Source organism: Kaistia algarum, from assembly GCF_026343945.1.
Lineage (GTDB): Bacteria > Pseudomonadota > Alphaproteobacteria > Rhizobiales > Kaistiaceae > Kaistia > Kaistia algarum.
On record NZ_JAPKNJ010000003.1, the window covers coordinates 709,251 to 735,850 of the forward strand.

Below are 26,600 nucleotides of genomic sequence, written 5' to 3' on the forward strand. Positions count from 1 at the left end.
CTGGCAGGAGCGGACTAGACCGATCCGCGTCCCGAGACAAGCGTTGGCGCGATCAACGTCTGTTCGCCAGCGCCAGGAAGCGCACCCTCTCGGCAGCGTCGGTCTTGAACACCCCGGTGAAGCGCGTCGTAACCGTCGAGACCCCGGATTTCTCGGCGCCGCGCATGGAGACGCAGTGATGTTCTGCCTCCAGCAGGACCGCGACGCCGCGCGGCCTGAGGCCATCATCAACGGCGGCCGCGATCTCGGCCGTCAGTCGCTCCTGCATCTGCAGGCGTCGTGCAAAGATGTCGACGACGCGCGCGAGCTTGGAGAGGCCCACCACGCCGCCATCGGGGAAATAGGCGATATGGGCCTTGCCAATGAACGGCACCATGTGGTGCTCGCAATGCGAATAAAAGGGAATGTCGCGAACGAGGACCATGTCGTCATAGCCGCCGGCCTCGTCAAAGACACGGTCGAGTGTGTCCGTCGGGTTCTGTTCATAGCCGCAATAGAATTCGCGAAAGGCTTTGGCGACGCGCGCGGGCGTCTCGATCAAACCCTCGCGGGACGGATCGTCGCCGGCAAAGGCGATCAGCGTGCGCACTGCAGCCTCCGCCTCCGCCTGGCTCGGCCGCACAGGCGCCGCGCGCGGTTCCGGCTCCCGAGGCTTACTGGTCTCGATCTTCGCGTCCATGCTCAAACTCTCCATCATGGGGTGGGCACGCGTGAGCGGCACTCATGCTCCCATCTGGTTCAGGGGAAGCGGAATTTCTATATAGGCGTCCAGACAGGCGCCTGGGAGCCTTGCATGATCGACGACATCTATAGCAGCCGGATCTTGGAATTTGCCGGCAACATTCCCCGCATCGGCCGTCTCGCCGAGCCGGACGCCACGGCCAAGGCGCATTCGCGGCTCTGCGGTTCGACCGTCATCGTGGATCTCAAGGTGGCTGACGGCAGGGTCGTCGATTTCGCCCATGACGTGCGCGCCTGCGCGCTTGGGCAGGCTTCGTCGTCGATCATGGCGAAGAACATCGTCGGCGCCAGCGCGCAGGAATTGCGCGAGGTCCGTCAAACCATGATCCGCATGCTGAAGGAGAACGGCCCGCCGCCGGAAGGTCGCTTCACCGATCTGCGCTATCTGGAGCCCGTGCGGGACTACAAGGCCCGCCACGCCTCGACGCTGCTGACGTTCGACGCGGTCGTCGACGCGCTCACCCAGATCGAGGCAAAAAGCGAACCTGCCGTTCAGGACTGAGCCATGCTCTTGACGGTCTCGGGCCAGTGCTGGCGTATTATCAGCGATCCGGAGGCAGATTTTGTCGCAAACTCAACAAATATGCATGCGAATGTCGTCTTTCGGGGGTGAATGTCCTTCACAGTCAAATCGAGGTTTTTCATCATGAAGCTCTCTCATATTCGCCGTAGCGCCTGTTTTTCCGTGGTTGTCGTCGTCGGCGTTCTGGCCGGCACGAGCGCATCCTTCGCGATTTCGCAAGACGCCCAGCTGATCGTCGACGGGGTCACGGCTGCCGGGGGGGCCAGCAAGCCTGCCTGTTCCGACGTCTCAGCGCTCACCAAGTCGGTAACGGACGTGACCACCGAGCTCGCCGTCGCCGGCAAGCTGAAGGGCGACCCGAAAGCCGCCGGTAAGGAAGCCGGCGAGTTCATCTACGCCAGCTGCAAGTGACAATGGGTCGAGCGGCCGGAACCTGTTGCGGCCGCTCGACCGACCGGCTGGGCTCCTGTCGCGGCGGGTTAGATCATGGGTCTCGACCACATCGGCTTCAACGTCGCGAACTTCCTAAAGAGCCGCGATTTCTACATTAGCGCGCTGGCGCCGCTCGATATTGTCGTCCTCGGTGAGGGCAAGGACTGGGCGGCGTTCGGCGAGAATGGCCGGACGCTGCTTTGGATCGACTCAACGGGCCCGGCGCCGGAGCCGATCCATATTGCGTTTCGAGCGCGTGACCGGGCAGCAATTGCCGCCTTTCATGCCGCGGCGACCGCAGCGGGTGGCACGGACAATGGAGCGCCGGGGCTGCGTCCCCGCTATCATGCGGGATATTATGCGGCGTTCGTGCTCGATCCCGACGGCCACAATGTCGAAGCCGTCGTCCATGAGCGTGCCTGACGTCGCCACGCCGGAGGGCTGCCGCCATCTGCTTCGCCTGTTCTACTCTTCCGCCAGATCCTGACACGGGCAGCGACCGCGATGCCGTGCGGCCGGCGAGCGAACCTGGCAGCGTATCAAGACTGCCGCGCGCCGTCGGGATCGGTCTGATCCGCCTCTACAGGCTGACGCTTTCGCCCTTTCTGGGCCAGTCCTGCCGCTATCTGCCGACCTGCTCCAGCTATGGCGAGGAGGCGATCTCGCGCCACGGCCTCTGGGCCGGTGGCTGGATGACGCTAGCGCGGCTCCAGCGTTGCGGCCCCTTCGGGGCATCGGGCTATGATCCGGTGCCCGAGGCGATACCTGAGAGCGCGCATTGGTACGTTCCCTGGCGCTACGGCTATTGGACCGGGCGGCACATCGACCCGGCGACCAGGCTGGATTGAGCGTCGGTCAGATCGAGACAGCGCCGGCATGTTTTCCGCAGCATTCATCTGCGCTGTTTCCCACCGCGCCGGAACCATTGGCAGCCGTCTGGCGGCTCCCCCGCCCCGACCCGGCTCGTCCGTGGGAGCGAGCAGGTGGGAGACGCCGCTAGCCATTCCCTTTTGAATAGGGCAGCGAGGCGGCGAGGATCCAGGCTTGGAACGAACGCATGGCAGGCGTGAGAGTGGAGGATTTCAGCCATGTGAGCCAATAGCAGCCATGTGTGACGAAGATCTCGAACGGCTGCTGGATGAGGCCTCCGGCCAATTGGCGCTGGAACATCAGCGGTGGCGCCAGCGCCACGCCGGCGCCAAGGATGGCGGCCTCCACCATCGTGCGGGACGAGTCGAAGATCGGACCCTTCACCGCCGGCGCTGCGATACCGGCGGTGGCGAACCAAGTCGGCCACTCGTCCGCCCGATAGGAGCGGAGCAGCGTCTCGCCATACAGATCGGGCGGCTGCGACAATCGTTCCGCGATCTCAGGGAGGCAGAGGACCGAGAGAGGGGCGGCGAACAGCCGATCGGCCTCCGTGCTGTGCCACGCGCCGTCGCCAAAGCGGATGGCGAAATCGAGCCCCTCGGCGGCGATGTCGACGCGGTTGTTGTTGGTGGAGAGCCGCAGGTCGATGAACGGGTGAGCCAGCTTGAATGCGGGCAGCCGCTCGATCAGCCAGCCAATTGCAAAGGTACCGACGACGCCGACATTCAGCACCTCGCGGACATGACCGTCCTCGAACTGCTCGAGTACGGCCGCGATGCGGTCGAAGGAATCCCGCAGCGCTGGCAGCAGCGCCTGGCCCTCATCGGTCAGCGCCAGTCCCCGCGGCAGGCGCCGAAACAGCGTCGAGCCCAATCGTTCTTCCAGCGATTTGACCTGGTGGCTGACGGCGGCCTGGGTCACCGCCAGTTCGATCGCGGCGCGGGTGAAGCTCAGGTGGCGCGCCGAGGCTTCGAAGGCCTTGAGCGCGTTCAGCGGCAGATGCGGGCGGACCATTCGATCACCTAGATTTTCTTATGGCTTTCCAGAGTTATCATCGTTTGCCCTGGCTTGGCGAGTGACCTAGCAAAGGTCGTCCAAAAAAACGGAGATGGCGCGAATGATCGACAGGCGGCAGTTTTCCAAGAGCGTCCTGCTGGCGATGGCGTCGGCAGTAGTCGGCGGGCCCGGCTTCGCTCGTGAGCTGGTGGCATCAGAGAATTTCGTATCGACGGTGCTGGTCGATGTAGAGAGCGGCGCGACGATCCACCGCGAGGGTCCGGCCGAACGTCGTTTTACACCCTGTTCGACCTTCAAGCTGCCGCTCGCGGTGATGGGGTTCGATTCCGGCATTCTGATGGATCCGCACCATCCGCGCTGGGACTATCGACCGGAGTTCCAGACAACCATGGAGTTGCAGAAGAAGCCGACCGATCCAACGATTTGGCTTGCCGAGTCGATTGTCTGGTATTCCCAGGAACTGACCCGCAAGCTCGGCGAGGCGCGTTTTCGCGACTACGTCACCGCTTTCGGCTATGGCAACGAGGACATCTCGGGCAATCCCGGCAAGAATGACGGGCTGACCCAGTCCTGGCTGATGTCGTCGCTTGCGATCTCGCCGGACGAGCAGGTCGCCTTCGTGCGTCGCTTCCTTGGTCGGAAGCTCGGCGTTTCCGATCATGCCTATGACGCAACGCTGGCGAGTCTGGCGCACTATCCGGCCGAAGGCCGCTGGACGCTGCATGGCAAGACGGGCAGCGGTTTCATCCGCGATGCCAACGGGGCCATCGATCGCAGCAAGCCGCTCGGTTGGTTTGTAGGCTGGGGCGAGAAGGGTGGCCGCAGGATCGCGTTTGCGCGCTTCAATCAAGCCAATGTGCGCTCCGAGACCTATGGCGGCCTGATCGCCCGCGAGGCGATGGTGAAGGATTTCACGAAACTCGCCGAAGGCTGAACGAGAACCGCATTCAGGACTGGCGGTAATGGGCCAGGCGCCCATTTCTGCTAGTCCTACGCCTCCGTCGCTGTCCGGCTTGAATGGCGGGCTGCCATCGTATAGCCGTCTCGCACCGGCACTTTCGGCCGGCGGAGCGGGGCTGGTTCCCGCTTCTCTTTCAGCCCAACCGCTTACCCGCGCTCGTCTGCGGGAGTGAGCAGGAGAGAAATATGATCCATCTGACTTTCCCTGACGGCTCCGTTCGCGATTTTCACGAGGGCATCACCGGCCGCGAGATCGCCGAGGGCATCTCGAAGTCGCTCGCCAAGAAATCCGTGGCGATGGCGATCGACGGCACCGTCACCGACCTTTCCGACCCGATTACGCGCGACGCGGCGATTGAGATCGTCGTGCGCGAGGATCCGCGCGCGCTCGAACTCATCCGCCATGACGCGGCCCATGTGATGGCCGAGGCCGTGCAGGAACTGTTTCCGGGCACGCAGGTCACCATCGGGCCGGTGATCGAGAACGGCTTCTATTACGATTTCTTCCGCAATGAACCCTTCACCACCGACGATCTGCCGAAGATCGAGGCGAAGATGCGCGAGATCATCACGCGCAACGCCCATTTCACCAAGCAGATCTGGACGCGCGACAAGGCGAAAGAAGTCTTTGCCGCCAAGGGCGAGATGTTCAAGGTCGAGCTGGTCGATGCGATTCCGGCCGGGCAGGACCTGAAGATTTATAATCAGGGCGAATGGTTCGACCTCTGCCGCGGGCCGCATCTGGCCTCGACCGGGCAGATCGGCTCGGCCTTCAAGCTGATGAAGGTGGCGGGCGCCTATTGGCGCGGCGACAGCAACAACCCGATGCTGACCCGCATCTATGGCACCGCCTGGCACGACCAGGTCCAGCTCGACGCCTATCTCCATATGCTGGAGGAGGCGGAGAAGCGCGACCACCGCAAGCTCGGCCGGGAGATGGATCTCTTCCATTTCCAGGAGGAGGGGCCCGGCGTCGTGTTCTGGCACGCCAAGGGATGGTCGATGTTCCAGGAACTGATCGCCTATATGCGGCGGCGCCTGCGTCCGCTCGGCTATCAGGAGGTCAACGCGCCGCAGCTGCTCGACAAGTCGCTGTGGGAGACCTCCGGCCATTGGGGCTGGTACAAGGAGAACATGTTCGGGGCGACCTCGGCCGGCGACGATACCGAGGACGAGCGCGTCTTCGCGCTGAAGCCTATGAACTGTCCCGGCCATGTGCAGATCTTCAAGCACGGGCTCAAGTCCTATCGCGACCTGCCGCTGCGCCTCGCCGAGTTCGGCGCGGTGCACCGCTATGAGCCATCCGGGGCGCTGCACGGGCTGATGCGTGTGCGTGGCTTCACGCAGGACGACGCGCATATCTTCTGCACCGAAGAGCAGATGGCGGCCGAATGCCTGAAGATCAACGATCTGATCCTCTCGACCTATGCCGATTTCGGCTTCGACGAGGTGGTCGTGAAGCTCTCGACCCGGCCCGAAAAGCGCGTCGGCTCGGATGCGAACTGGGATCACGCCGAAGAAATCATGATGCGCGTGCTCGAGACGATCGAGGCGCAGTCGGGCGGCAAGATCAAGACCGGCATCCTCCCGGGCGAAGGCGCGTTCTACGGGCCGAAGTTCGAATATACGCTGCGTGACGCGATTGGCCGTGAATGGCAGTGCGGCACCACGCAGGTCGACTTCAATCTGCCGGAGCGGTTCGGCGCGTTTTATGTCGATTCCGACGGCGAGAAGAAGACGCCGGTGATGATCCATCGGGCCATCTGCGGTTCGATGGAGCGCTTCCTCGGCATCCTGATCGAGAACTTCGCCGGGCATTTCCCGCTGTGGTTCGCGCCGCTGCAGGTCGTGGTCGCCACCATCACTTCCGAGGCGGACGAATATGCCGAGGAAGTCGTCGCCAAGCTGCGCAAGGCCGGGCTGCGGGCCGAAATCGATCTTCGCAACGAGAAGATCAATTATAAGGTCCGCGAGCACTCGGTCGCGAAGGTGCCGGTCATGCTTGTCTGCGGCAAGCGCGAGGCGGAAGAGGGGACGGTCAATATTCGCCGCCTCGGATCGCGCGACCAGCTCTCGGGCGGACTCGCTGAGACGATCGCGGCGCTTGTCGACGAGGCGACCCCGCCGGACCTGAAGCGCGCGGCGGCCTGATACGGCGCGTTACTTCGCCATGACCTCGACTTCACGGTCGGAACCCGATTCGACCGTGAAGTTCTTTTCGTGGATCTGGTTGTCGTGCTTGGCGACGGCGGTGTAGTCGCCGATCTGCAGGACGACCGCCGGGAAGGCGCCGACGCTGTCGAATACGCTGTCGCCGCCGGGGGTAATTACCGACCAGGACGTGTTGGCGAGTGCCTCGCCGCCCGATTCCGACACCAGCTTCAGCGTGATCCGCGCCGCCTTCTGGAACAGCCGCGCCTCGGTCAGCTTGCCGGCCTCGACGCGGATATCGGCGCGGACGGAGGCATTGGCGTCGCCATAGCGGCTGACGACGTGATAGGTGCCGGCCACCAGCCGTACAGCCTGCTCCGGCGCGATGTCGGAGGCGATCGCATTGGTCTCCTGGTCCGTTGCTTCGGAGCCGGGATAGATGTCGAACTTCACCTGGGCTGCCGTGAGCTCTCGATCCTTGCCGACCAGCGCGGTCAGCTTCAGCGCTCCGGCGTTGAGCACGATCGTCTCTTCGCCGCCTGTTCCGCCGACCTTGACCTCCTTGGAGAGGCCAGCCCGTCCGTAGGAGACGTGCACGATGTAGGAGCCCGGCTTCAGCGGCACCTGCACGACCCCTCCCTTGGCCTGGCGGATGAGCGGCAGCTTGCCATCCTTGCCCGGTTTGTCTGCGAAGACGCGCCACACCACGCCTGCCTTCAGCGGGTCACCCTTGTCGGTCAGCTTCGCCTGCAGGGTAAACGCCGGAGCGGCCGCTTCCTTTGGGGCTGCTTTCGGCGCGGCGGCGCCGGCACCCGGAGGTTTCAAAAGGGTCGCCGGATCGACCGAATCGGGGAGCAGCGGAGCGAGCGACATTGGCTCGTCGGGCGCCGCCCCGTCCGGAATATCGGCCGGTGGCGAGGGCGGCTGCTGTGCAAAGGCCGGCATGGCCAGGAACGCCGCCAGAAGAGCAGCCATCGGCAGGAGGGCACGGCGGAGCGGCACCGGTCTCATTGTCGGCAGGAATCCCCGGTGGACGGACTTTGAACCTCCTTTAGAGACCGAGGAGGGTGGCGATTTCAAGACCGCTCTGCTGTCCGGCGCCTTGAACTCCATCGCGATTCATCCGATTTCTGGCGCAGCCAACCGGCCTTCCCGGCCGAACGCCAGCCTCCTCCTCTCCCAAACCGAGATCGACATGACTGATATGCTGACGCTTCTGAAGACGCGCCGCTCGATTCCTGCCGTGAACATCGTCGAGCCGGGGCCGAGCGCAACGCAGATCGAGGAACTCCTGACGATCGCGGCCCGCGTGCCCGATCATGGCAAGCTGACGCCCTGGCGCTTCATCCTGTTTCGCGGCGCGGCGCGCACCGAGGCGGGGGAGGCGACGGCGGCTCTGCTTGCCCGCCGCCGTCCGGACGCCGATCCGAAGCTGATCGAGATCGAGCGCGCGCGCTTCACCCGCTCGCCGCTCGTGGTCGCCGTCGTCAGCCGCGCCGCCCCACATGTGAAGATCGCCGAATGGGAGCAATTGATGTCGGCCGGCGCGGCGGCGATGAACCTCGTCGTCGCGGCCAACGCGATGGGCTTCGCCGCGCAATGGCTGACCGAATGGGTCACCTATGACGAGGAAGCCCGCGCCATCCTTGGTCTTGTTCCGGAAGAGCGGCTGGTCGGCCTTGTCCATATCGGCACGCCGAACATCCCTCCCTTCGAGCGGCCACGCCCGGCGCTGGCGGAAATCGTCACGGATTGGCAGCCGGTGTCCGCGTGAGGCGCCCCGCCGATTATGGTTAGCCGAACATTAACGGGTTGAGAGTCAGAGTTCCACCGGGTCGTCGCTTCATGCGGCAGCGTCGGGGGTTCCATGATCGTTCGGCAGTTTCTGGAATGGATGGAGACCGCGTCGGTCGAGCGGCGCGCCGAGGCGGCGCATGCCATGGCCCGCGCCTTTCTGCATTCCGAAGTCGAGGCTACGGTTCGCGACGGAATGGAGGCGGCGCTTACGGTGCTGCTCGATGATCCGGCCATCGAGGTTCGCTATGCCCTGGCCGATGTCTTTGCTGCCGATCCCCGTGCGCCTCGCCACATCATCCTGACATTGGCCGGTGACCAGTTCGATATCGCCGGACTGATCCTCTCCTGCTCGCCGGTCCTCATCGATGGGGAACTGGTCGATATCGTCGCCGCGGCGGATGGCGCCAGGCAGGCCGCGGTCGCCTCGCGTCTGCCGCTGTCGGCTTCCGTGGCCGCCGCGGTGGCCGAAGTCGGCGAGGTGGAGGCTTGCCGTGCCCTGCTCGACAATCCCGATGCCGCGATCGCATCGATCAGCCTTGTGCGTCTGGCGGACCGCTTCGGCGAGGATGCCGCCATTCGTGATCGGTTGCTGGCGCGGCGCGACCTGCCGGCCGATAGCCGACAGCGACTGATCCGCGACGTCAGCGACAGGCTTGGCGCGCTGGTGTCGGGCCGCGACTGGATCGCGCCGGAGCGCGCCCGCCGGGTGACGCGGGAGGCCTGCGAGCGGGCGACGATCTCGATCGCTGCCGAGACTGCCGAGGCTGAACTCGCGCCGCTTGCCGAGCATCTGCGCGTGACCGGCCAACTCACGACCGCCCTGCTGCTCCGCGCCATCTGCGCCGGCAATGCAGCCTTCCTCGGCGCGGCGCTCGCCATTCTGGCGCGCATGCCCGAGCGTCGGGTCATGGCCATCCTCGCGGGTGGCCGCAATCCGGCGCTCCGGGCGATATTCGGCCGAGCCGGCCTCCCAAGCTCCGCCCATGGCGCCTTCATCGCGGCGATCGACGTCGTGCGGGATTCCGAGGCATCTGGATCTACTAACTCGCGCCTCAGCCTCGCTCGGCGAACCGTCGAGGCCGTGCTGGCGCGCTATGACGAGATGACCGCCGGGGAGAGCGGCGAACTCGCCGCGATGCTGCGCCGGTTCGCGGCGGAAGAGGCGCGAGCGGGCGCCCGTGCTATCGCGCAGTCCTATAGTTCGGCGGCTTAATACCGGAACTGCTCGGCCAGGATCCGGTCGTCCCAGCTATGGCCTGGGTCGAACAGGATCGTGCTATGGGCGCGCCGGTCCTGCTTCACGGAGATCGAGAGCACCGATTTCACTTCGGTATGGTCGGCAACGGCGTTGACCGGACGCTTCTCCGGCTCGACCACCTCGAAGCGCACGGTGACGCGGTCTGGTATCAGCGCGCCGCGCCAAAGCCGGGGCCGGAAGGCGCTTATCGGCGTCAGAGCGAGCAGAGGGGCGTGGATCGGCAGGATCGGGCCATGGGCCGAGAGATTATAGGCCGTGGAGCCCGCCGGCGTCGCGACCAGCACGCCATCGCCGGATAGCTCCTCGAGCTGCAGCTGCCCGTCGATGAAGATGCGCAGCTTCGCTGTCTGGTAGGATTGGCGGAAGAGCGACACCTCGTTGATCGCAAAGGCCTGATGTTCGTTGCCGCTGGCGTCAAGCGCGTCCATGCGCAGCGGATGCAGCGTCGAAGCGATTGCCGCGGCGACGCGTTCGCGCAAATTCTCCTCGCGGAACTCGTTCATCAGGAAGCCGACCGAACCGCGATTCATGCCATAGATCGGCTTGCCCGAATTCATGAAGCGGTGCAGCGTTTGAAGCATGAGGCCGTCGCCGCCGAGCGCGACGATGATGTCGGCGTTTTCAGGGTCGACCGATTCATAGAGGTGTCTCAGCCGCTCTTCCGCCTGAACGGCTTCCGGGGCGCTGCTGGCGATGAAGGCAATCGCCGCCCTCGCTCGCGAATCGGACGCCATCTGGTACTCCCGGCTTGATCGGCAGGGCGCGACAACAGCCCCGGCCGCAGCGGCGTATCACGCCGCCGCCGCCAATCCAAATGCATGTCTAGACGATCGCAGTTCTGAGCGTGCCGATGCCCTCGATCGACGCCTCGACCACATCGCCGCGCTGGAGACCGCCGACGCCGGCCGGCGTGCCGGTAAAGATCAGGTCGCCTGGCGCCAGCACGAACCAGCGCGACAGATAGGCGATGATGTCGGGCACCGGCCAGATCATGTCGGCGAGGTCGCCATCCTGGCGCAGTTCGCCGCCAACCGAGGCGGTGATGCGCCCGGATGCCGGGTGGCCGATACGCGCGGCCGGCTGGATCGGACCCGTTGGCGCCGAAGCCGCGAAAGCCTTGGCCGTCGCCCAGGGCCTCGCCGCCTTCTTGGCTTCGGCCTGAACGTCACGGCGCGTCAGATCCAGTCCGACGGCGTAGCCATAGACATGGCTGAGCGCTTCATCCGGGTCGATATCGCTGCCGCCCTTCGAAAGCGCGACGACCAACTCGACCTCGTGATGCAAATCCTGCGTCAGCGGCGGATAGGGCACGGGGGAGCCGGGCGGCACGATGTCGTCGGGGTTCTTCTGGAAGAAGAAGGGCGGTTCGCGGTTGGGGTCGCCGCCCATTTCGCGCGCATGCGCCGCGTAGTTTCGCCCGACGCAATAGATACGGTGGATCGGAAAACGTGCGGAGACGCCTTCGATCGGCAGCGAGGGGGTCGGCGGGAGGGAGAGGACGAAGTCGGGATTGGACATCCTTGCGCAGATCTCTTCGAGGTTGGTTAGCAATTCAACGAGGTGCAGTTTGCTCCTACCAACAAGGTGCGTCCTCTCCGACTACCGATTTTTTGCCAACGAATCTCGACTTTTTTACCACCAGCCGCGACGATTCGCGATGTAAGTGAAGACAATCATCAGGCCGATAGCGATCAGAAACGTCCACGCCGGAATGGCATCACTGTGATGATTCCAAGCTGAAACAAAGAGTCCAACCGTCGCAATTGTAACAATATTAATTGGCCACTTGACGCTCTCTCGTGCGAATGGCCAACGTCGGCGTTCTTTTTGTAGGCCGATCAAGAACATTATACAAATACCTATGTACGAAACGACATACATATAAAGCGAGTCACCTCCGGCGGCGACCAATATAACGACGTACATCGCGAGTAGTGCGATTGTGATCATCGTCTCAGCCCGACCGAGGTATTCTTGACATTGCCATTCGTCGCAGGGTCGTCATTCTTAGTTCCCGAATTTCCAGCGCGGACCGTTTGCCGATCAGCAGACACCGGAGTGTCTACGATGATCCCCGGCGCAAAGCGTCTTTCCCCTGATCCGTTCCCCTTCTGGTCCCCCGAGAACTTTCGCTTTAGTCGATCTTATGCTCTCTGGGCGGCCACGACTGCCTGGCTTGCTGAAACTCCCGCGAGAGGCTCGGCGCCAAACTAAACACCGGCCCGTGGCGCCCAACTCCACTGGCCTTTGCAAGCGCGAGCTGCGCTGACCATTGAATGGGTGTCTATGCCATTCTCAAGCGTCCCGAAGTAATTGAGAGGCTGAGATTGAGGCGGGCACGGATATAGAGAAGCATCCACTGTCTCTGGGCAGGAGAGGGCGCTACCATTCCGTATGCGCCCCGCGCTGGCAAGGGCGGGCAGAGCGGCTCCGGCGCGTCATCGCGGGCGGTTGACGGCGCGCGCGCCTCGGCCTAGGGAACGGCCGCCCGGGCGCCGTGCGCGTCCTTTCCAGCCACTTCGTGAATCGACAGATGCCGGCAGAACCAGTCCGTTTCGTCCTGACCCTTTCCTGCGAGGATCGGCGCGGCATCGTCGCGGCTGTGGCCAATTCGATCGCCTCGCAGGACTGCAACATCGTCGAGAGCGCCCAATATGGCGACCCGGATAGCGGCCGCTTCTTCATGCGCGTCTCCTTCTCCGCGCCGACGAGCGTCACGCGCGCCAGCTTCGAGCGCGGCTTCCTGCCGGTCGCCACCGGCTATAATTTCGACTGGCAACTCCACGACCTCACCGTGAAGCCGCGGGTCATGATCCTCGTCTCCAAGATGGGGCACTGTCTCAACGATCTGCTCTACCGCAACTCGATTGGCCAGCTGCCGATGGAACTGGTGTCGGTCGTCTCCAACCATGAGCAGATGCGGCGGCGCGTCGAGGGTGAGGGGCTGCCCTATCATTTTCTTCCTGTCGAAGATGCCGGCAAGGAGGCGCAGGAGGCGGCGCTTCTGGCGCTAGTCGACAAGGAGCGGATCGATCTCGTCGTGCTCGCGCGCTACATGCAGGTGCTGTCGAACGAGCTTTCGCAGCGGCTGAGCGGGCGCGTCATCAACATTCACCACTCGTTCCTGCCGAGCTTCAAGGGTGCGCGTCCCTATCAGCGCGCCCATGAGCGCGGCGTGAAGCTGATCGGCGCGACGGCGCATTATGTGACGGCCGAACTCGACGAGGGCCCGATCATCGAGCAGGACGTGGCGCGCGTCGATCATTCGATGTCGGCCGAGGAGATGATCGCCATTGGTCGCGATATCGAGAACGCCGTGCTGGCGCGGGCGATCAAGTTCCACCTCGAACACCGGGTGCTGATCAATGGATCGAGAACCGTCGTCTTCCGCTGAGATCCTGGACGGCAAGGCAGTTGCCGCCGAGATCACCGCGAAGATCGCCGTCGGCGTGGAACAACTCGCCGCTCGCGGCCATCGTGCACCCGGTCTCGCCGTGGTGCTGGTCGGCGAGGATGCGGCGAGCCAAGTCTATGTCGGCGCGAAGGGGCGGAAGGCGAAGGAACTCGGCTTCCATTCGGTCCAATACACCCTGCCGGCCGATACCGCGCAGGACGAGGTTCTGGCCCTGGTCGCCGCGTTGAACAGCGACGCCGCGATCGACGGCATCCTGGTCCAACTGCCACTGCCGGCCCATATCGATTCCTCGGCCGTGCTCGAATCGATCGATCCCGCCAAGGATGTCGATGGGTTTCACCCAATCAATGTCGGCCGCCTCGCCGTCGGGGAACGCGACCGCGCGCTCGTCTCCTGCACGCCGGCCGGATGCCTCATCCTTATCAAGAGAGCGCTACCGCTTGGACTCGCTGGCCTCGATGCGGTGGTGATCGGACGTTCCAACATCGTCGGAAAGCCGATGGCGCAATTGCTGCTTCAGGAAAGCTGCACCGTGACGATCGCCCATTCGCGCAGCCGCGACCTGCCGGCGATTGTGCGGCGCGCCGATATCGTCGTCGCAGCGGTGGGACGCGCCGAAATGGTCCGCGGCGATTGGGTCAAGCCGGGCGCCGTCGTTGTTGATGTCGGTATGAACCGGATTGCGGCCCCCGAGCGCGGCGAAGGCAAGACGCGTCTTGTCGGCGACATCGCTTTTGCCGAGGCCGTCCCGCATGCCAGGGCGATTACCCCGGTGCCTGGTGGGGTCGGGCCGATGACGATCGCCATGCTCATGGCGAATACGCTGATCGCTGCCTGCCGGGCCGCCGGTCAGGAGCCGCCGCAGTTCTGATGGCGGCTCCCGTCCTTCCGGCAGATCAGATGCGGCGCAGCATCTTGCAGAGGGCCACCAATCCGTCGTCATAGACGGCCGGCTGGCCTAGGATGCTGCCGCATTTCTTCTTCATGACGGCCTGCTGGCCGGAATCGAGGCCGGTGTAGTAGCGCAGGACCTGCTGCGGAACGGCGTCGTTCCCGCCATTCATGCCTCCGAACAGACGGGGGCTGCGGATGCCGCCGCCATTGCCGCCGCCGCCATTGCCGGAGCCGATCTGGCCGCCACTTCCGCCGCCCGAGCCGCCGCCTGAGCCGCCGGACCCGCCCCCCGAGCCACCGCCGCCGATGCCGAGCGAGGCATTGACGTTGGTGTTGCCGCCCAGGGCGCCGGTATTGACGTTGGCATTGGCGTTGGCGAGGTTGTTGGCGCCTCCGATCGTCGCGTTCACGTTGGCGTTGGTATTGCCGCCGAGCGCGCCGGTGGCGGCGTTGACATTGGCGTTGGCAAGGTTGCTTGAGCCGCCGACCGTGGCATTCACATTGGCGTTGGTGTTGGCGATCGTGTTGACGCTCACATTCGCGTTCAGACCGCCATTCGATCCCTGGCCGACATTGGCATTGACGCCCGCGACACTGACGTCGAGGGCAAGGCACGATACGGTGGAGAGGCACAGGGCAGCCGCGGTGGCTGTAACGATTCTCAGCATGATCGTCTCCCTTCGGGAAGGACTCCCCCCTATGAGCCCGATGAGGTCGCCGGAGCGACCGACATAAAAGCAACCTGTGGACGCGCCAAAAGGTTTCGCGACTTCGCAAATAAATCGCGCGCTTTGCAGTTAAGACTTAGGATTGGCTAACAAACTAGATAAAATCGTCTAGTTCTTCCGCCCGGACAGGCCGTCAGCGCTTTGTCTTCAGCCGGCGCGCCTGCGCTCACGCTGCATGATATAGGCGCCGCTGCCGATGACGATCGTGGCGCCGAGGATAACCATCGGGTCGACGGTTGTTCCGAACAGCACGAAGCCATAGAGGATCGCCCACAGCATCTGCGAATACTGCATCGGTGCGATCGCCGAGGCGGGCGCGAAGGAGAGCGCACGCACGACGAAGAACTGGGCGCTGCCCATCAGCAGGCCGGCGCCGGCGAACAGCGTCATGTCATGCAGCGAAGGCATGTGAAAGGTCAGGATCATGCCCGGCAGGCTGACGACGATGAGCCCAAGCACGACCGCGATCACCATGACGGCATGTTGCTCCTCGCGGGCGATGCGCCGCATCACCAGCACCGTGAACGAGCCTATGACGGCCGCCATCAAGGCGGCAGCATGGCCGACATGGAGGCTCTCGAAACCCGGGCGAACCATCACCAGCACGCCGATGAGCCCGACGATAACGGCCGACCAGCGATGCAGCCCGACCCGTTCGCCCAGAAGCGGGATCGACAGCAGCGTGACCATGATCGGGGTCGAGAAAAAGATCGAGTAGGTCTCGGCAAGCGGCAGCTGCGAGAAGCTGAAGAAGCCGAATACCGTGCCGGTTCCCGCCAGCAGACCGCGAAGAAGGACGAGCTTCGGATGCCGGACCCGCAGGACATGCAGTCCGCCGGTGCGATGCAGCATCACGGCGATCGGAATCAGGGCGAAGAGAGCCTGGGTCACCACAATCTGGAAGACCGAATAGTGAACCGTCAGGACTTTGACGATCGCATCGCTGGTCGAGAACATGAGGTTGGCGAACAGCGAGATCGAGAGGCCCGCCAGGATCCGCTCGCTGGCGTCGCGATGAGACTGGGCGACGACGCTCATGACATGGCCCCCCCGCATGGGACGGAACGAGCCAAGACGTCCACCCGCCGGATGGCGGACGACGCGCGAAGGGGAGGGGACGAAGGCAAGACGACCTCGGGAAGGGGGTGGCCCGCTGGCACCAATACTTATCCAGCAAGCAACGATACCGTTGAAGTCCCGCACTGTGGCAAGGTCAAGGCAGTTCTGCCGACTTATTTGCTTCGCGCTGGCGCTGTGGCGAGAATGACGCTAATCGCTGGACCCGGCGCGGTTTGCGGCGCAATCAGGAGAGCGACATGGCCGACGATTTCATCCTTGCCGAGCGTATCGCGGCGGACAGCGTCGCTGTGGCCGATCTTGTGCTCTGCCATGTCCGCCTAATGGACGACAGTCGCTATCCGTGGCTGCTGCTCCTGCCGCGGCGTGCGGGCCTGGAGGAATGGACGGCGCTAAATGCCGCCGACCTCGCCCAGCTATCGCTTGAGATCGCGCAGACCGGCGCTGCGCTGCAAACAATTGCCGTCTTCGACAAGCTGAACGTCGCCTCGCTCGGCAATATCGTCCGGCAGATGCATGTCCACGTCGTGGGCCGGACCATCGGGGACGAGAGCTGGCCGGATCCGATCTGGGGACGGGGCGCGCGCATACCCTATGCGCCAGCCGAGCGCGATCGGCTCGTAGGATTGCTGGGTGCTTCGCTGGCGTAAATTCTGTCCGAAGCGACGCCACGAGCCTCTGTTACAGCCTATGCCAGCAAGGGCCGTGCGGATGCAACTTAGTTAGCGTTTCGTGAACCTCCGTTCGTGCCGGTAACCCCGGATTAACCATGCCTGCCTCATTCTGACGATGAGCGGGCAGCCGGGATTTTTGTGTTCGTTCAAGTGCTTTGCAGCGATTCCGTGGACTGGCCCGTGTGGCCGATCCGTCCCGGCATCCGATTTGAATGAATCATTTATCGAGCGGGCCGGACAGAAATGGTTTCGTCGGCGGAAGAATCGGCAGGCACGGCGGAGCGGGCGGTGCTCCGTGCGAGCCAAGGCCATCGGGTGCTGGCTGTCTGCGCCATCGCGGTCGGGCTTTCTGCCTGCGCGCCACGGCCCCAGGATATCGAGACGGGCGCCATCGCCTCGCGGCAGCCGCTCGAGAAGGCGATGGTCGATATGCCGGCAGGCGGCCCCGCTATCGTCGGGGTCGTGGAGCGGCGATACGCCAATTCGACCCTGCAGGAGATCATTCTCGCCAACCGGGCGCGCAATCCGAACCAGAACTTCATCAAGGTGACGATGTTCGGGCCCGTGAAGGTGACGACCGGTCCGGAGAATCAGTTCCCGAACGATCCGCTGGCGCTGATGAATGCCGGCCAGGAAATGCGCTGGTTCATGCCAGGCGTAAAGATGAGTGTTTCCCAGCTCTACGCGCAGAACCGTTATGGCTCCTTTGGCTATGCGACGGGACGGGCCTCGACGGGCGACAGCTGCCTCTATGCCTGGCAGCGCATCCGCGCCCCGGATCACGACTCGACGATGATCAGCAACCAGGGAACGATCGCCATCCGTCTTCGCTATTGCGAACCCGGCGCCAGCGACCTCGATCTCCTGAACGTCATGACCGGCTTCACCATCAACGCCTATTTCCTGTCGCCGGGCTGGAATCCCTATGGTTCGCCGCCGCCCCCGCCCGACGAGCTCGGCAAGCCAGGCGCGACGGTGCTGCCGGACGCCACGGCGTTCACAGGCTCGGTTCCGTCTGTGACGCGGACGGTCAAGCCGAAGGTCGAGGTCGCTCCGGTCGTTAGCGACAGCGAAGTCTACGTTCCGGCGATTTCGGTCGTGCCGACCACGCCTGTCGATGGCTACGCGACTGTGCCGCCACCATGAGTGGTGCCAAAAAGATGAAGTATTTCATGTTGGTTGAGAGAACTTGTTCATTCCGCACTGCGATAATTGCTGACAGGGAATTCGGGTTTCGCGCGCAGCGGTAGGGGGGGCCGATTGCGCGAGGCGCGTCCATCCGAATGCCGCCGGCGCGGATCAGCTGAAAGAGGCGTTTCATGACGAAGCTGATCATTGGTCTGATCTGGGGATTGGTGACGCTCGCCGTGGTCGTCCTGATCACGTTGCCGATCAATCTGCAGGCGCATCTCGTTGCTGGCGCCGCCGTCGTCGGATTGATGATCTTGATGAAGCTGTTCACGCGCCAGGGCGTCTGGCGGCAGATCGCGCTCGCGCTCGGGACCTCGATGGTGCTGCGCTATGCCTATTGGCGCACCACGAACACGCTCCCGCCCATCAACCAGCCGGAAGACTTCATTCCAGGTTTCCTGGTCTATCTTGCCGAAATGTACAGCATCTTCATGCTGTTCCTGAGCCTCTTCGTCGTGATGCGGCCGATGGCGCCGCGCACCTTGAAGGTCTCGTCCGCGGAAGCCGATCTCCCGACGGTCGACGTCTTTGTGCCGAGCTATAACGAGGACGCGTCGCTCCTTGCCACCACGCTCGCCTCCGCCAAGGCGATGGACTATCCGCCGGAGAAACTGACAGTCTGGTTGCTGGACGATGGTGGCACCCTGCAGAAGCGGAACTCCGACAATCTCGAAGCTGCGCACGAGGCCGAGGCTCGCTATGTCGAGTTGCAGCAACTCGCGGCCGATCTTGGGTGCCGTTATCTGACGCGCGAGCGCAACGAGCACGCCAAGGCCGGCAACATGAACAACGGCCTGAAGCACTGCACGGGCGATCTCGTCGCAGTGTTCGACGCCGACCACGCGCCGGCGCGCGACTTTCTCACCTACACGGTCGGCTATTTCAAGCAGGATCCGAAGCTCTTCCTCGTCCAGACACCGCACTTTTTCCTCAACCCCGATCCGGTCGAGCGCAACCTCCGCACTTTCGAGACGATGCCGTCTGAGAACGAGATGTTCTACGGCATCATCCAGCGCGGCCTCGACAAATGGGATGCTTCGTTCTTTTGCGGTTCTGCGGCTGTGCTGCGCCGGGAGGCGCTGGAGACGACCGGCGGCTTCTCGGGCGTCAGCATCACCGAGGATGCCGAGACGGCCTTGGAACTCCATGCTACCGGCTGGAGCAGCGTTTATGTCGATCGGCCGCTGATCGCCGGCCTGCAGCCTGCGACCTTCACCTCCTTCATCGGTCAGCGCAGCCGCTGGGCGCAGGGCATGTACCAGATCCTGCGCTTCCGCTTTCCGCCCGGAAAGCGCGGCCTCTCGATCCCGCAGCGGCTCTGCTACATGTCGAGCACGCTGTTCTGGTTCTTCCCGCTAACGCGCTGGATCTTCCTGCTGGCGCCGCTTTGCTATCTCTTCTTCAATCTCGAGATCTTCACGGCATCTGGCGCGGAATTCCTCGCCTATACATCGTCCTACATGCTCGTGAACCTGATGATGCAGAACTATCTCTACGGCCGCTTCCGCTGGCCGTGGATATCGGAGCTCTATGAATTCGTGCAGGCGGTCTATCTGCTGCCGGCGCTGATCTCGGTGATCCTCAATCCGAGCAAGCCGACCTTCAAGGTGACGGCGAAGAACGAGTCGCTCGACGAGGCACGCATTTCCGAACTCGCGCGGCCGTTCTACATCATCTTCTTCGTGCTGCTCGCCGGCGTCTTCATGACGGTCTGGCGCATTTATTCCGAGCCGTACAAGGCGGACGTCGCCCTCGTCGTGGGAGGCTGGAACCTCCTGAACATCCTGATCGCAGGCTGCGCGCTCGGTGTGGTGTCGGAGCGTCAGGAAAGTCGCCAGAGTCGCCGCATCGACGTCAAGCGCCGCTGCGAGTTGATTTTTGGCGATCGGTCGGTGACGGCGACGATCGAGGACGCCTCCGTCGGGGGCGCGCGTATCAATGTCGTCGGGTTCAAAAGCCAGGACATTGCGCGGGACACGCAATGTGCCATCAGCTTCAAGACGAGCATCGAAGTCGGCGACCCGGTCCTGCCCATCACCGTCCGGACGGTGTCCGCGAGCGCGAAGGGCTTGTCGCTGGGTTGCCGCTATCATCCCGTCAAGGCTGACCACTACCGGATGATCTCCGATCTCGTCTTCGTCAGCTCGGACCAATGGGCCAAGTTCCAGTGGTCGCGCCGCGTCAATATCGGCATCCTGCGCGGCACGATCTGGTTCGTTGGCCTGTCCGTCTACCAGACCGGCCGAGGCCTCGGCTATCTGGCGCAGTCCTTCCGTCGCTCGGGCAGCAAGCCCGGTGCCGCTCCCGAGAAGGGCGCCGCATGATGCTTCGCCCGATCGCGCTGACACTCGCCCTGCTGCTCGGTTCCGCGGCTGGCCCGGTCTGGGGTCAGTCGGCGGCGCCGTTCGACATGTCGGGAGAGGATGCGGGCCGACAGGGCACGATGCCGGCAATCCCGGCTGCGCCCTCGCCCTATCCGGCGCCGCTGCAAATGCAGCCTCCGGCTTCGGCTGCGCCGCTGGACCGCGACACGGTGCCCGGCATTCCGATGACCGTGCCGTTGATCCGGCAGGGCGGCGATGCGGCGCCGATGGGTGCGGCGCCAACGGCTGGCGACAGCACTCTGCCGCCGGCCGTGTCGGCCGTGCCCGCTGCTCCGGCGCGGGCGGAACCAGCAGCACCGCCGGTGGCTCCCTCCAACTCCGCCGCCACCGAAGCCAGCAAACCCAGCGCATCCGAATCGAGCCGCTATATCATTCCAGCGCCCAGCCTGCGGCTGGAGGGAGAGAACGACCAGAAAGCCTGGACGATCTTTCTCACCGAGAAGCAGGCGGAAAAGGCGGTGAGGCTCACTGTCAGCTACAAGAACGCCATCGTGGTCATGCCCGAGGTGTCGCGGCTGCGTGTTTCCTTCAATGGGCAGGTGATCCTCGAGGCGCCTCTCGCTTCTTCGGACAATTTCAGGTCCCTAAGCGCCGAGGTCCCGGCCAGTGCGCTGCAGGCTGGCACCAATCTGCTGCGCTTCCAGGCCCTGCAGCGCCACCGGACGGACTGCTCGGTCCAGTCGACCTACGAACTCTGGACGGACATCGACCCGGCAGGCACGACGCTCGCTTTCAGTGGCGCCGACACGGCGGGGACTATCGAGGCGCTGGAGGATCTGCCGGCCGTTGGCTATGACGCAACGGGTCGCACCATCCTTCACTTCATCGCCCCGCGCGCGGGCGATTCGGCGGTCGCTGCGTCGATCATCGGCCTCTCGCAGTCGCTAGGGCTCTACGGCCAGTTCCCCAATCCGTCGGTGACGGTCAGCGAATCCAATAGCCAATCCGACGGAGCCGGAACGCTGACGGTGGTCGTGGGGCCCGCAGCCGATCTCGAAGGAACGCTCGGCGAGACCCCGGTCGCGGCCGCGACGAGCCCCGTCGTCAGCTTCGTGACGAAGCCGGATATTGGCGCGACCGTTCTCGCCATCACCGGGTCGGGCTGGTCACAGGTCCAAGCCGCCGTCGATGCGATTGCCGGCAAGATCGACCGGCCGCTCGATGTCACGCGCAGCGTGCTTGGCACGTCGGCCTGGTTCGCTCCCGATGTGCACTACTTCAGGGGGCAGGAAGCGGTCAGCTTCGACAAGCTGGGTGTTGCGTCGCAGCAGTTCTCCGGAAGGCGCTTCCGCGTCGAATTCGGGGTCGGCATTCCCTCTGATTTTTACGCCGAAGCCTATGGCGAGGCGGTGATCCTCCTTGACGCCGCCTATACGCCCGACGTGCTTCCGGCGAGTCATATCGACGTCTATGTCAACGGGCAGATCGCCGCCACGACCCGCATCGTCAACAAGACTGGTGGCATCTTCCGGCATTTCCCGATCCAGGTTCCCTTCCGCGCGTTTCGGCCAGGCGTGAACCGGATCGCCATCGAAGCGGTCCTCGATACGGACGCCGATCGCGCCTGCGGGCCCGGAGGCTCCGCCGCCGGCTCCGATCGGTTCGCGCTGTTCGACAGCAGCGAGTTCTCGATGCCGCAATTCGCCCGCATCGCCCAGCGCCCGAACCTCGCCGCCTTTGCCGGAACCGGATTCCCCTACAACCGCCAGCAAGCGCCGTCAGCGCTCGTCCTGGGCCGGTCGAGCGCTCAGACGGTCTCCGCAGCGTCGACCCTCATGGCGAGGCTCGCCATGCAGGCCGGGCGTATCGTGCCGCTGGCGCTGAGTTCGATGGCCAATGTCGGAGACCGCCCAGCGATCTTCATCGGGTCGACATCGCAGATCTCGGTCGATGTTCTGGCTCGTCTCGGCATTGCCTCGGATGCCCGGACGGCCTGGAAGCCGGATACAATCCGTTCGAACCTGCCAGCCGGCACGGCGGCGGCTACGTCCGCGCCCTCGGATACCGAGGATACGGACGCGCTGTTCAGTCGCTGGCGCAACCAGCTTTCCGATGGTGGCGGCTGGCGCGGACAGGTCAGTGGCTTCGAAGACTGGATGAAGCGCACTTTCGACATATCCTTCTCGGCCTTCCGGTTCGGGCCAGCCACGGCGGTGGCGTTCCGTCCACCGGCGAAGGCCAGCCTATTGCTCGCGCAGGGGGCCAGCCCTACCGGTTCATCCGCCTGGACGCTTATGACGGCGCCGGATGACGAGCAACTGGCTTCCGTCACGCGTTCGGTGGTCGGGATCGAGAACTGGTCTCAGGTCGGCGGCCAGTTCAGCACCTACAACGCATCGACCGGGAAGGTGACGAATGTCGCCCCGCTGGACGTCACCTTCGTCGAAACGCAGCCCTTCTCGCTGCAAAATGCCCGCCTGATCGCCGCCAACTGGCTGTCGAGCAACATCATGTTCTATGCGATTGGGTTGATCACGGTCTGCATCCTGCTTGGCGTTGCGACATCCGGCCTTCTGCATCGTCTGGGAAGGCCGTCATGAACCGCTATCTGCTTGCCGCTCTGTTAGCCTCGACGCTGCTCGGACCGGCCGCGGGGACCGTCCAGGCGCAGGAACTCCGCATCCGCGGCACTATCGCGCCGGCGGCCTGGAAGGCCTTTGAGGATCGTTTCGTCGATGCGAGCGGGCGGGTCGTCGACAATGCGAATGGCGGAATTAGCCACAGCGAAGGGCAGGGCTACGGCCTGATCCTGTCTCTGGCGGCCGATGATCGCGCTGCCTTCGAGCGCATCTGGTCGTTCACGCAGACGGAATTGATGCTTCGTGACGACGGGCTCGCCGCCTGGAGCTGGCGGGTCAAGGAGCCGCATGTTCCCGATGTCAACAATGCGACGGACGGCGATCTGCTGATTGCCTATGGCCTTGCCAAGGCCGGCGAGGCCTGGAACGACGACGGCTACATCCTCGCCGCGACGCGGATTGCGAAAGCGATCGGCAAGGAGGGGCTGACAGAGAAGGGGGGGCTCACCCTGCTCCTTCCCGGCACCGAGGGGTTCACTGCCGAAGCTCGAGCCGACGGTCCTGTGGTCAATCCTTCCTATTGGGTGTTCGAAGCCCTTCCCGTCATGGCGCGGCTCGTTCCCGATGTCGACTGGACCGCTATCTGGAAATCCGGCCTCTGGCTGGCCGGGGCGGCGCGCTTCGGCCGCACGGAACTACCGACCGACTGGGTCTCGCTGCACGGCGACAGCCCGGCTCCGGCTGCTGGTTTCGATCCCGACTTTGGGTACAACTCGATCCGCATACCGCTCTATCTCATACGGGGCGGGATCAGCGATCCGCAATGGCTCGGACCATATGCGAGAAATTGGGCCAATTCGGCTTCGACGGGAATACCGCTCGTCAACGTCAAGACCAATCAGGTGGTCGCCAATCTCACCGACCCCGGATACCGGATTCTGGCGGCGCTCGTCGCCTGCGTCGACGCGAAGACGCGGATCCCCGACGAGCTGAAGCTCTTCCGGCCGACGCAGTATTACCCCGCGGCACTCTACTTGCTTTCGTTCTCGTACCTGGCGGAAAGGCATCCGGAATGCCTGTGAGACGGATCTTTCTCGTCATCGGTTCAGTTGCCATGGTCAGCGTCGTCGGCGCGATAGTGCTCCGGCAGACCCATGGTTCCAGCGATGCTGCGTCCGCCTTCGCCGCCCATGCAAATGAGGCGTTTCCCGCGACGATTCCGGTGGCCTTCGATGCGCCTGCCGGCCCGCAGGTCGCGGATGCATCGAGCTTTCCGTCGGTCGGCGGGCCGCCGGCTCCTGCAGCATCGTCGGTCGTGCCTGTCGCGCCTCGGGTCGTGTTGCCGGGCGGGCCTGTGCCGCTGGCCGCGCCGGCCGCCGCACAATCACCGCCTGCCGCGGTTGAGCCAGCCGCCTCGGCGCCTCCCCAACAGAACGCGACGCCAGCCGATCCGGCTGTCGACGAGACGGCGCTGCGCTATTTCGCTCGTCGTGGCGACACGAAGCGCCTCAACGCCGAGATCGCGCGGCTGAAGGCGCTCTATCCGGATTGGTACCCGCCCGCGGACATGACCGCGCCCATCGCCATTCCCGACGCGCTGCTCGACCGGATGTGGAAATATTACAGCGACGGCAAATATGCGGAGGCTCGTGGCGCCATCGCGGACCGGCTGGCCCGCGAGCCAAGCTGGCACGTTCCAGAAGATCTGCTGAAGCGGCTGGAGATCGGCGAGGCGCGCGACCGGCTCGTGAATGCGTCGGCGGCCAAGCAATGGAATACGGTGATTCAGATCGCGGCGGCGACGCCGAGCCTCCTGACCTGTTCCGATGTCGATATTCTCTGGCGGCTCGCCGAGGCCTTCGGCAGCGTGCAGCGGACGGAGCGCGCGCGCGACGTGGGCGTCTATATTCTCACCAACTGCCAGGACCCGAAGGAGCGGCTGGCGACCGTCCAGAAGGCCATGCCGTATCTTTCGGATGCCGAGCTTGCCGATCTGATGGCGCTGGAGCGCACCAGCGCGGATGGGCGTGGCGAGTTCGCGGCGGTCAAGGCAGACCTCGCGCGTCGCCGTGTGGGATCGGCAGCCAAGGATAAGGCCACCACTGCATCGCCCGAGGATCTCGCGATCATCGAACAACTGGCGCGCGATGGGTCAAAGGCTGACGATGCGGTGTTGCTGGCGGGCTATCTCTTCCAGCATGAAGACGTTGAGAACGCCGCGAAGTGGTATCAGCTCGCGCGCACCCGGGCCGATACGCCCGAGATCGCACGAGGGTTGGCCTTCGCGTTGAACGCGCTCGAACGTCCTCAGGAAGCCGAGGAGGCCGCCTATAGGTGGCGGGAGTCGAGCCCCGAGAATAAGCAGGCCTATCTCGTTGTTGCGACGGCGCTGCTCGCCGTCGATCCGCCGGTGAAGCTCGCGGCCCCCGTCGTGGCGCGAATGGCCAAGGTGATCAGCGCGGAGAAGTATCCGTTGGGTGCGCGTGCTCTTGGCTGGTACGCCTATAACACCGGGCAGCCCCTTTCGGCGGCGTACTGGTTCACCGCGGCTTTGACGTGGAAGGCGGATGACGAGCCGTCCGCGTTCGGCCTGGCGCTCAGCTATCAGAAGCTTGGAAGCAAGGCTGCCTTGCAGAAGTTGCTCAAGGTCTGGGCGCCGAAGTCCGAACGGATCGCGCTTCTCGCCGATCCTAAGGGCCGGGGCGGAAAAGCGGCCGGCGATGTCGTGCCGATGCCTCCGAGTATCGCCGATCCGCAGGGCCGGCAAGGCGCTCTGGCTCAGCCCGGCACAGTGGCGGTCGCACCGGCAGTGCCTGTGCCCGGGCCTGACGGAACGATCCTCACTGAGCCCAGGTCAGCGCCCATCGATGTCCGCCCGCAGTCGCCGTCTGTCGCCCGCGTAGCCGCGGCGTCGGGTTCTGGCGGGGGCGGGGCGGGAGGGGGAGGGCGCAACTGCGTCACCTATGTGGCGCCGGAACGGCTCGGCGGTGCCAGCGCGGTCAGCCGTGGCTGGTGCCTTCTCGACCTCAACCGACCGATCGAGGCCGCGGATGCGTTCGAAGCCGGCATGCGCAGCACCACGGGCAAACTTCGTTCAGATGCTGCCTATGGCAAGACGCTGGCCGATCTAAGGGCAGGGCTGACCGATTCGGCGGCGATCTCCGCTTCCGCAGCGCCGCAGGACACGAAGCGCAGCGTCGCGATGCAGGCTGAGATCCTCACGCAGCGCGCACTCGGGGCCTATAGCGACGCGCGCTATGTCGAAACGCTGTTCTTTCTAGACGAACGCTCGCGCATCGCCCCCGAACAGAACGATCTGCTGATGATCCGCGGCTGGTCCTACTTCCACCTGCACCGCCTTCCGGAGGCGAAGCGCATATTCGTGGCTGTCGCCGGTACAGGGTCCCGCGAGGCCTTGAGGGCGCTCGCGGCGCTGGCCAGTGACAAGCAGGGCAGCAATGTAGGCGACGCCCGCGATCGTCGATAGGGCGTCCCCAAACGGGCGGCGGTTCAGATCGGCAGCTTCAGGAAGGTCAGCGCCAGACCGGCGTAGGAGACCAGCGAAACGAAATAGCCGATGCTCGCGAACGCAATCGAGAGGCGCCTCGGACGATGCCACTCCTCGCGGTACTGATATTGCCGACGGAAGGCGAGCGCGGCGAAGGGGCAGGCGAAGACGACAACCCCCCAGACAGCGCCGAGCGCGACCTTGAACCCAGAGAAATTGCCTCTCAGCACCGCCGGCAACACGGTCGGCAACGCCCACAGCACCAGGAATAAAAGCGGAAGCGAAACCAGCACGGCACCGTACACGTACGGACCCGATCGCCATCTCGGGCCTTCCATATCGGAAGCCGCGCTCATGGCGTCACCCATAGCCTAGTCAAATCGATACCTCGCTCGCCGCCCCCCTAGGACGACGCGATGTGAAAGCCCTTTCATGGCATTTGCGGGCTGGCTGCCAAGACC

At 64.3% G+C, this 26,600-nt stretch carries 24 protein-coding genes; 16 read left to right on the forward strand and 8 right to left on the reverse strand.

Translation table 11 applies throughout. The features are described 5' to 3' along the window. Positions 1-52: 52 nt before the first annotated feature. Positions 53-679 (reverse strand): GTP cyclohydrolase I FolE, encoded by a 627-nt coding sequence (gene folE / locus OSH05_RS21655; RefSeq protein ID WP_104220553.1) that lies wholly within the window; start codon positions 677-679, stop codon positions 53-55. Positions 680-793: 114 nt separating this feature from the next. On the opposite strand from folE, the gene OSH05_RS21660 reads away from it, so the two are divergent. The 4 genes from OSH05_RS21660 to yidD all read left to right on the forward strand — a co-directional run bounded on the left by OSH05_RS21660 (position 794) and on the right by yidD (position 2,544). Further along, positions 794-1,243, forward strand: a complete 450-nt coding sequence (locus OSH05_RS21660) for an iron-sulfur cluster assembly scaffold protein (RefSeq protein WP_104220554.1) — start codon at positions 794-796, stop codon at positions 1,241-1,243. Positions 1,244-1,387: 144 nt separating this feature from the next. Then, positions 1,388-1,675 (forward strand): hypothetical protein, encoded by a 288-nt coding sequence (locus OSH05_RS21665; protein ID WP_104220555.1) that lies wholly within the window; start codon positions 1,388-1,390, stop codon positions 1,673-1,675. 75 nt (positions 1,676-1,750) lie between these two features. Then, the gene (locus OSH05_RS21670) at positions 1,751-2,119 is read left to right on the forward strand and encodes a VOC family protein (protein WP_104220556.1); all 369 of its coding nucleotides are present in this window, start codon (positions 1,751-1,753) and stop codon (positions 2,117-2,119) included. An 86-nt stretch (positions 2,120-2,205) separates the two neighbouring features. Further along, a complete protein-coding gene (yidD, locus tag OSH05_RS21675) occupies positions 2,206-2,544 on the forward strand; it encodes a membrane protein insertion efficiency factor YidD (RefSeq protein ID WP_266352939.1) in 339 nt (112 codons plus the stop codon). Between the two features lie 148 nt (positions 2,545-2,692). Here yidD and OSH05_RS21680 read toward each other — a convergent pair whose 3' ends face one another. Then, positions 2,693-3,580, reverse strand: coding sequence for a LysR family transcriptional regulator (locus tag OSH05_RS21680; protein ID WP_104220558.1), 888 nt, complete (start codon positions 3,578-3,580; stop codon positions 2,693-2,695). Positions 3,581-3,683: 103 nt separating this feature from the next. On the opposite strand from OSH05_RS21680, the gene blaOXA reads away from it, so the two are divergent. After that, the gene (blaOXA, locus tag OSH05_RS21685; protein WP_104220559.1) at positions 3,684-4,517 is read left to right on the forward strand and encodes a class D beta-lactamase; all 834 of its coding nucleotides are present in this window, start codon (positions 3,684-3,686) and stop codon (positions 4,515-4,517) included. A 212-nt stretch (positions 4,518-4,729) separates the two neighbouring features. Then, a complete protein-coding gene (thrS, locus tag OSH05_RS21690; RefSeq protein WP_104220560.1) occupies positions 4,730-6,694 on the forward strand; it encodes a threonine--tRNA ligase in 1,965 nt (654 codons plus the stop codon). A 9-nt stretch (positions 6,695-6,703) separates the two neighbouring features. Here the strand turns inward: thrS and OSH05_RS21695 are convergent, their stop codons facing one another. Next, positions 6,704-7,705 (reverse strand): hypothetical protein, encoded by a 1,002-nt coding sequence (locus OSH05_RS21695; RefSeq protein WP_104220561.1) that lies wholly within the window; start codon positions 7,703-7,705, stop codon positions 6,704-6,706. Positions 7,706-7,889: 184 nt separating this feature from the next. On the opposite strand from OSH05_RS21695, the gene OSH05_RS21700 reads away from it, so the two are divergent. Next, the gene (locus tag OSH05_RS21700) at positions 7,890-8,468 is read left to right on the forward strand and encodes a nitroreductase family protein (protein WP_165801674.1); all 579 of its coding nucleotides are present in this window, start codon (positions 7,890-7,892) and stop codon (positions 8,466-8,468) included. Between the two features lie 93 nt (positions 8,469-8,561). Continuing rightward, positions 8,562-9,704 (forward strand): DUF2336 domain-containing protein, encoded by a 1,143-nt coding sequence (locus tag OSH05_RS21705; RefSeq protein WP_104220562.1) that lies wholly within the window; start codon positions 8,562-8,564, stop codon positions 9,702-9,704. Here OSH05_RS21705 and OSH05_RS21710 read toward each other — a convergent pair. Together OSH05_RS21710 and OSH05_RS21715 are read right to left on the reverse strand one after the other, a co-directional pair. Continuing rightward, entirely contained in the window at positions 9,701-10,483 is a 783-nt protein-coding gene (locus OSH05_RS21710) for an NAD kinase (protein ID WP_104220563.1), read from the reverse strand. The genes OSH05_RS21705 and OSH05_RS21710 overlap by 4 nt on opposite strands. An 88-nt stretch (positions 10,484-10,571) precedes the next feature. Continuing rightward, a complete protein-coding gene (locus tag OSH05_RS21715) occupies positions 10,572-11,267 on the reverse strand; it encodes a fumarylacetoacetate hydrolase family protein (protein WP_104220564.1) in 696 nt (231 codons plus the stop codon). A gap of 1,015 nt (positions 11,268-12,282) precedes the next feature. Here OSH05_RS21715 and purU point away from each other — a divergent pair. Continuing rightward, the gene (purU, locus tag OSH05_RS21720; RefSeq protein WP_104220566.1) at positions 12,283-13,143 is read left to right on the forward strand and encodes a formyltetrahydrofolate deformylase; all 861 of its coding nucleotides are present in this window, start codon (positions 12,283-12,285) and stop codon (positions 13,141-13,143) included. Further along, positions 13,115-14,035, forward strand: coding sequence for a bifunctional methylenetetrahydrofolate dehydrogenase/methenyltetrahydrofolate cyclohydrolase FolD (folD, locus tag OSH05_RS21725; protein ID WP_104220567.1), 921 nt, complete (start codon positions 13,115-13,117; stop codon positions 14,033-14,035). Before purU ends, folD begins: the two co-directional genes overlap by 29 nt. Positions 14,036-14,060: 25 nt before the next feature. Here folD and OSH05_RS21730 read toward each other — a convergent pair whose 3' ends face one another. After that, entirely contained in the window at positions 14,061-14,726 is a 666-nt protein-coding gene (locus OSH05_RS21730; protein WP_104220568.1) for a hypothetical protein, read from the reverse strand. Positions 14,727-14,933: 207 nt separating this feature from the next. Next, complete coding sequence (locus OSH05_RS21735) at positions 14,934-15,824, reverse strand: DMT family transporter (RefSeq protein WP_165801676.1); 891 nt, start codon at positions 15,822-15,824, stop codon at positions 14,934-14,936. A 278-nt stretch (positions 15,825-16,102) separates the two neighbouring features. On the opposite strand from OSH05_RS21735, the gene OSH05_RS21740 reads away from it, so the two are divergent. The 6 genes from OSH05_RS21740 (at position 16,103) to OSH05_RS25275 (ending at position 26,118) form a co-directional block, all read left to right on the forward strand. Continuing rightward, on the forward strand, positions 16,103-16,513 hold the full coding sequence (locus OSH05_RS21740; RefSeq protein ID WP_104220570.1) for an HIT domain-containing protein: 411 nt from the start codon (positions 16,103-16,105) through the stop codon (positions 16,511-16,513). 312 nt (positions 16,514-16,825) lie between these two features. Next, positions 16,826-17,683, forward strand: a complete 858-nt coding sequence (bcsN, locus tag OSH05_RS21745) for a cellulose biosynthesis protein BcsN (RefSeq protein ID WP_165801677.1) — start codon at positions 16,826-16,828, stop codon at positions 17,681-17,683. A 173-nt stretch (positions 17,684-17,856) separates the two neighbouring features. Then, a complete protein-coding gene (gene bcsA / locus OSH05_RS21750; RefSeq protein ID WP_104220572.1) occupies positions 17,857-20,052 on the forward strand; it encodes a UDP-forming cellulose synthase catalytic subunit in 2,196 nt (731 codons plus the stop codon). Further along, the gene (locus OSH05_RS21755; RefSeq protein WP_104220573.1) at positions 20,049-22,652 is read left to right on the forward strand and encodes a cellulose biosynthesis cyclic di-GMP-binding regulatory protein BcsB; all 2,604 of its coding nucleotides are present in this window, start codon (positions 20,049-20,051) and stop codon (positions 22,650-22,652) included. The genes bcsA and OSH05_RS21755 overlap by 4 nt, the downstream gene beginning before the upstream one ends. Then, positions 22,649-23,713, forward strand: coding sequence for a glycosyl hydrolase family 8 (locus OSH05_RS21760; protein ID WP_104220574.1), 1,065 nt, complete (start codon positions 22,649-22,651; stop codon positions 23,711-23,713). Before OSH05_RS21755 ends, OSH05_RS21760 begins: the two co-directional genes overlap by 4 nt. A gap of 32 nt (positions 23,714-23,745) precedes the next feature. Beyond that, a complete protein-coding gene (locus OSH05_RS25275) occupies positions 23,746-26,118 on the forward strand; it encodes a tetratricopeptide repeat protein (RefSeq protein WP_456077690.1) in 2,373 nt (790 codons plus the stop codon). Between the two features lie 23 nt (positions 26,119-26,141). Here OSH05_RS25275 and OSH05_RS21765 read toward each other — a convergent pair whose 3' ends face one another. Continuing rightward, entirely contained in the window at positions 26,142-26,432 is a 291-nt protein-coding gene (locus OSH05_RS21765) for a hypothetical protein (RefSeq protein WP_133163145.1), read from the reverse strand. Positions 26,433-26,600: the final 168 nt, after the last annotated feature.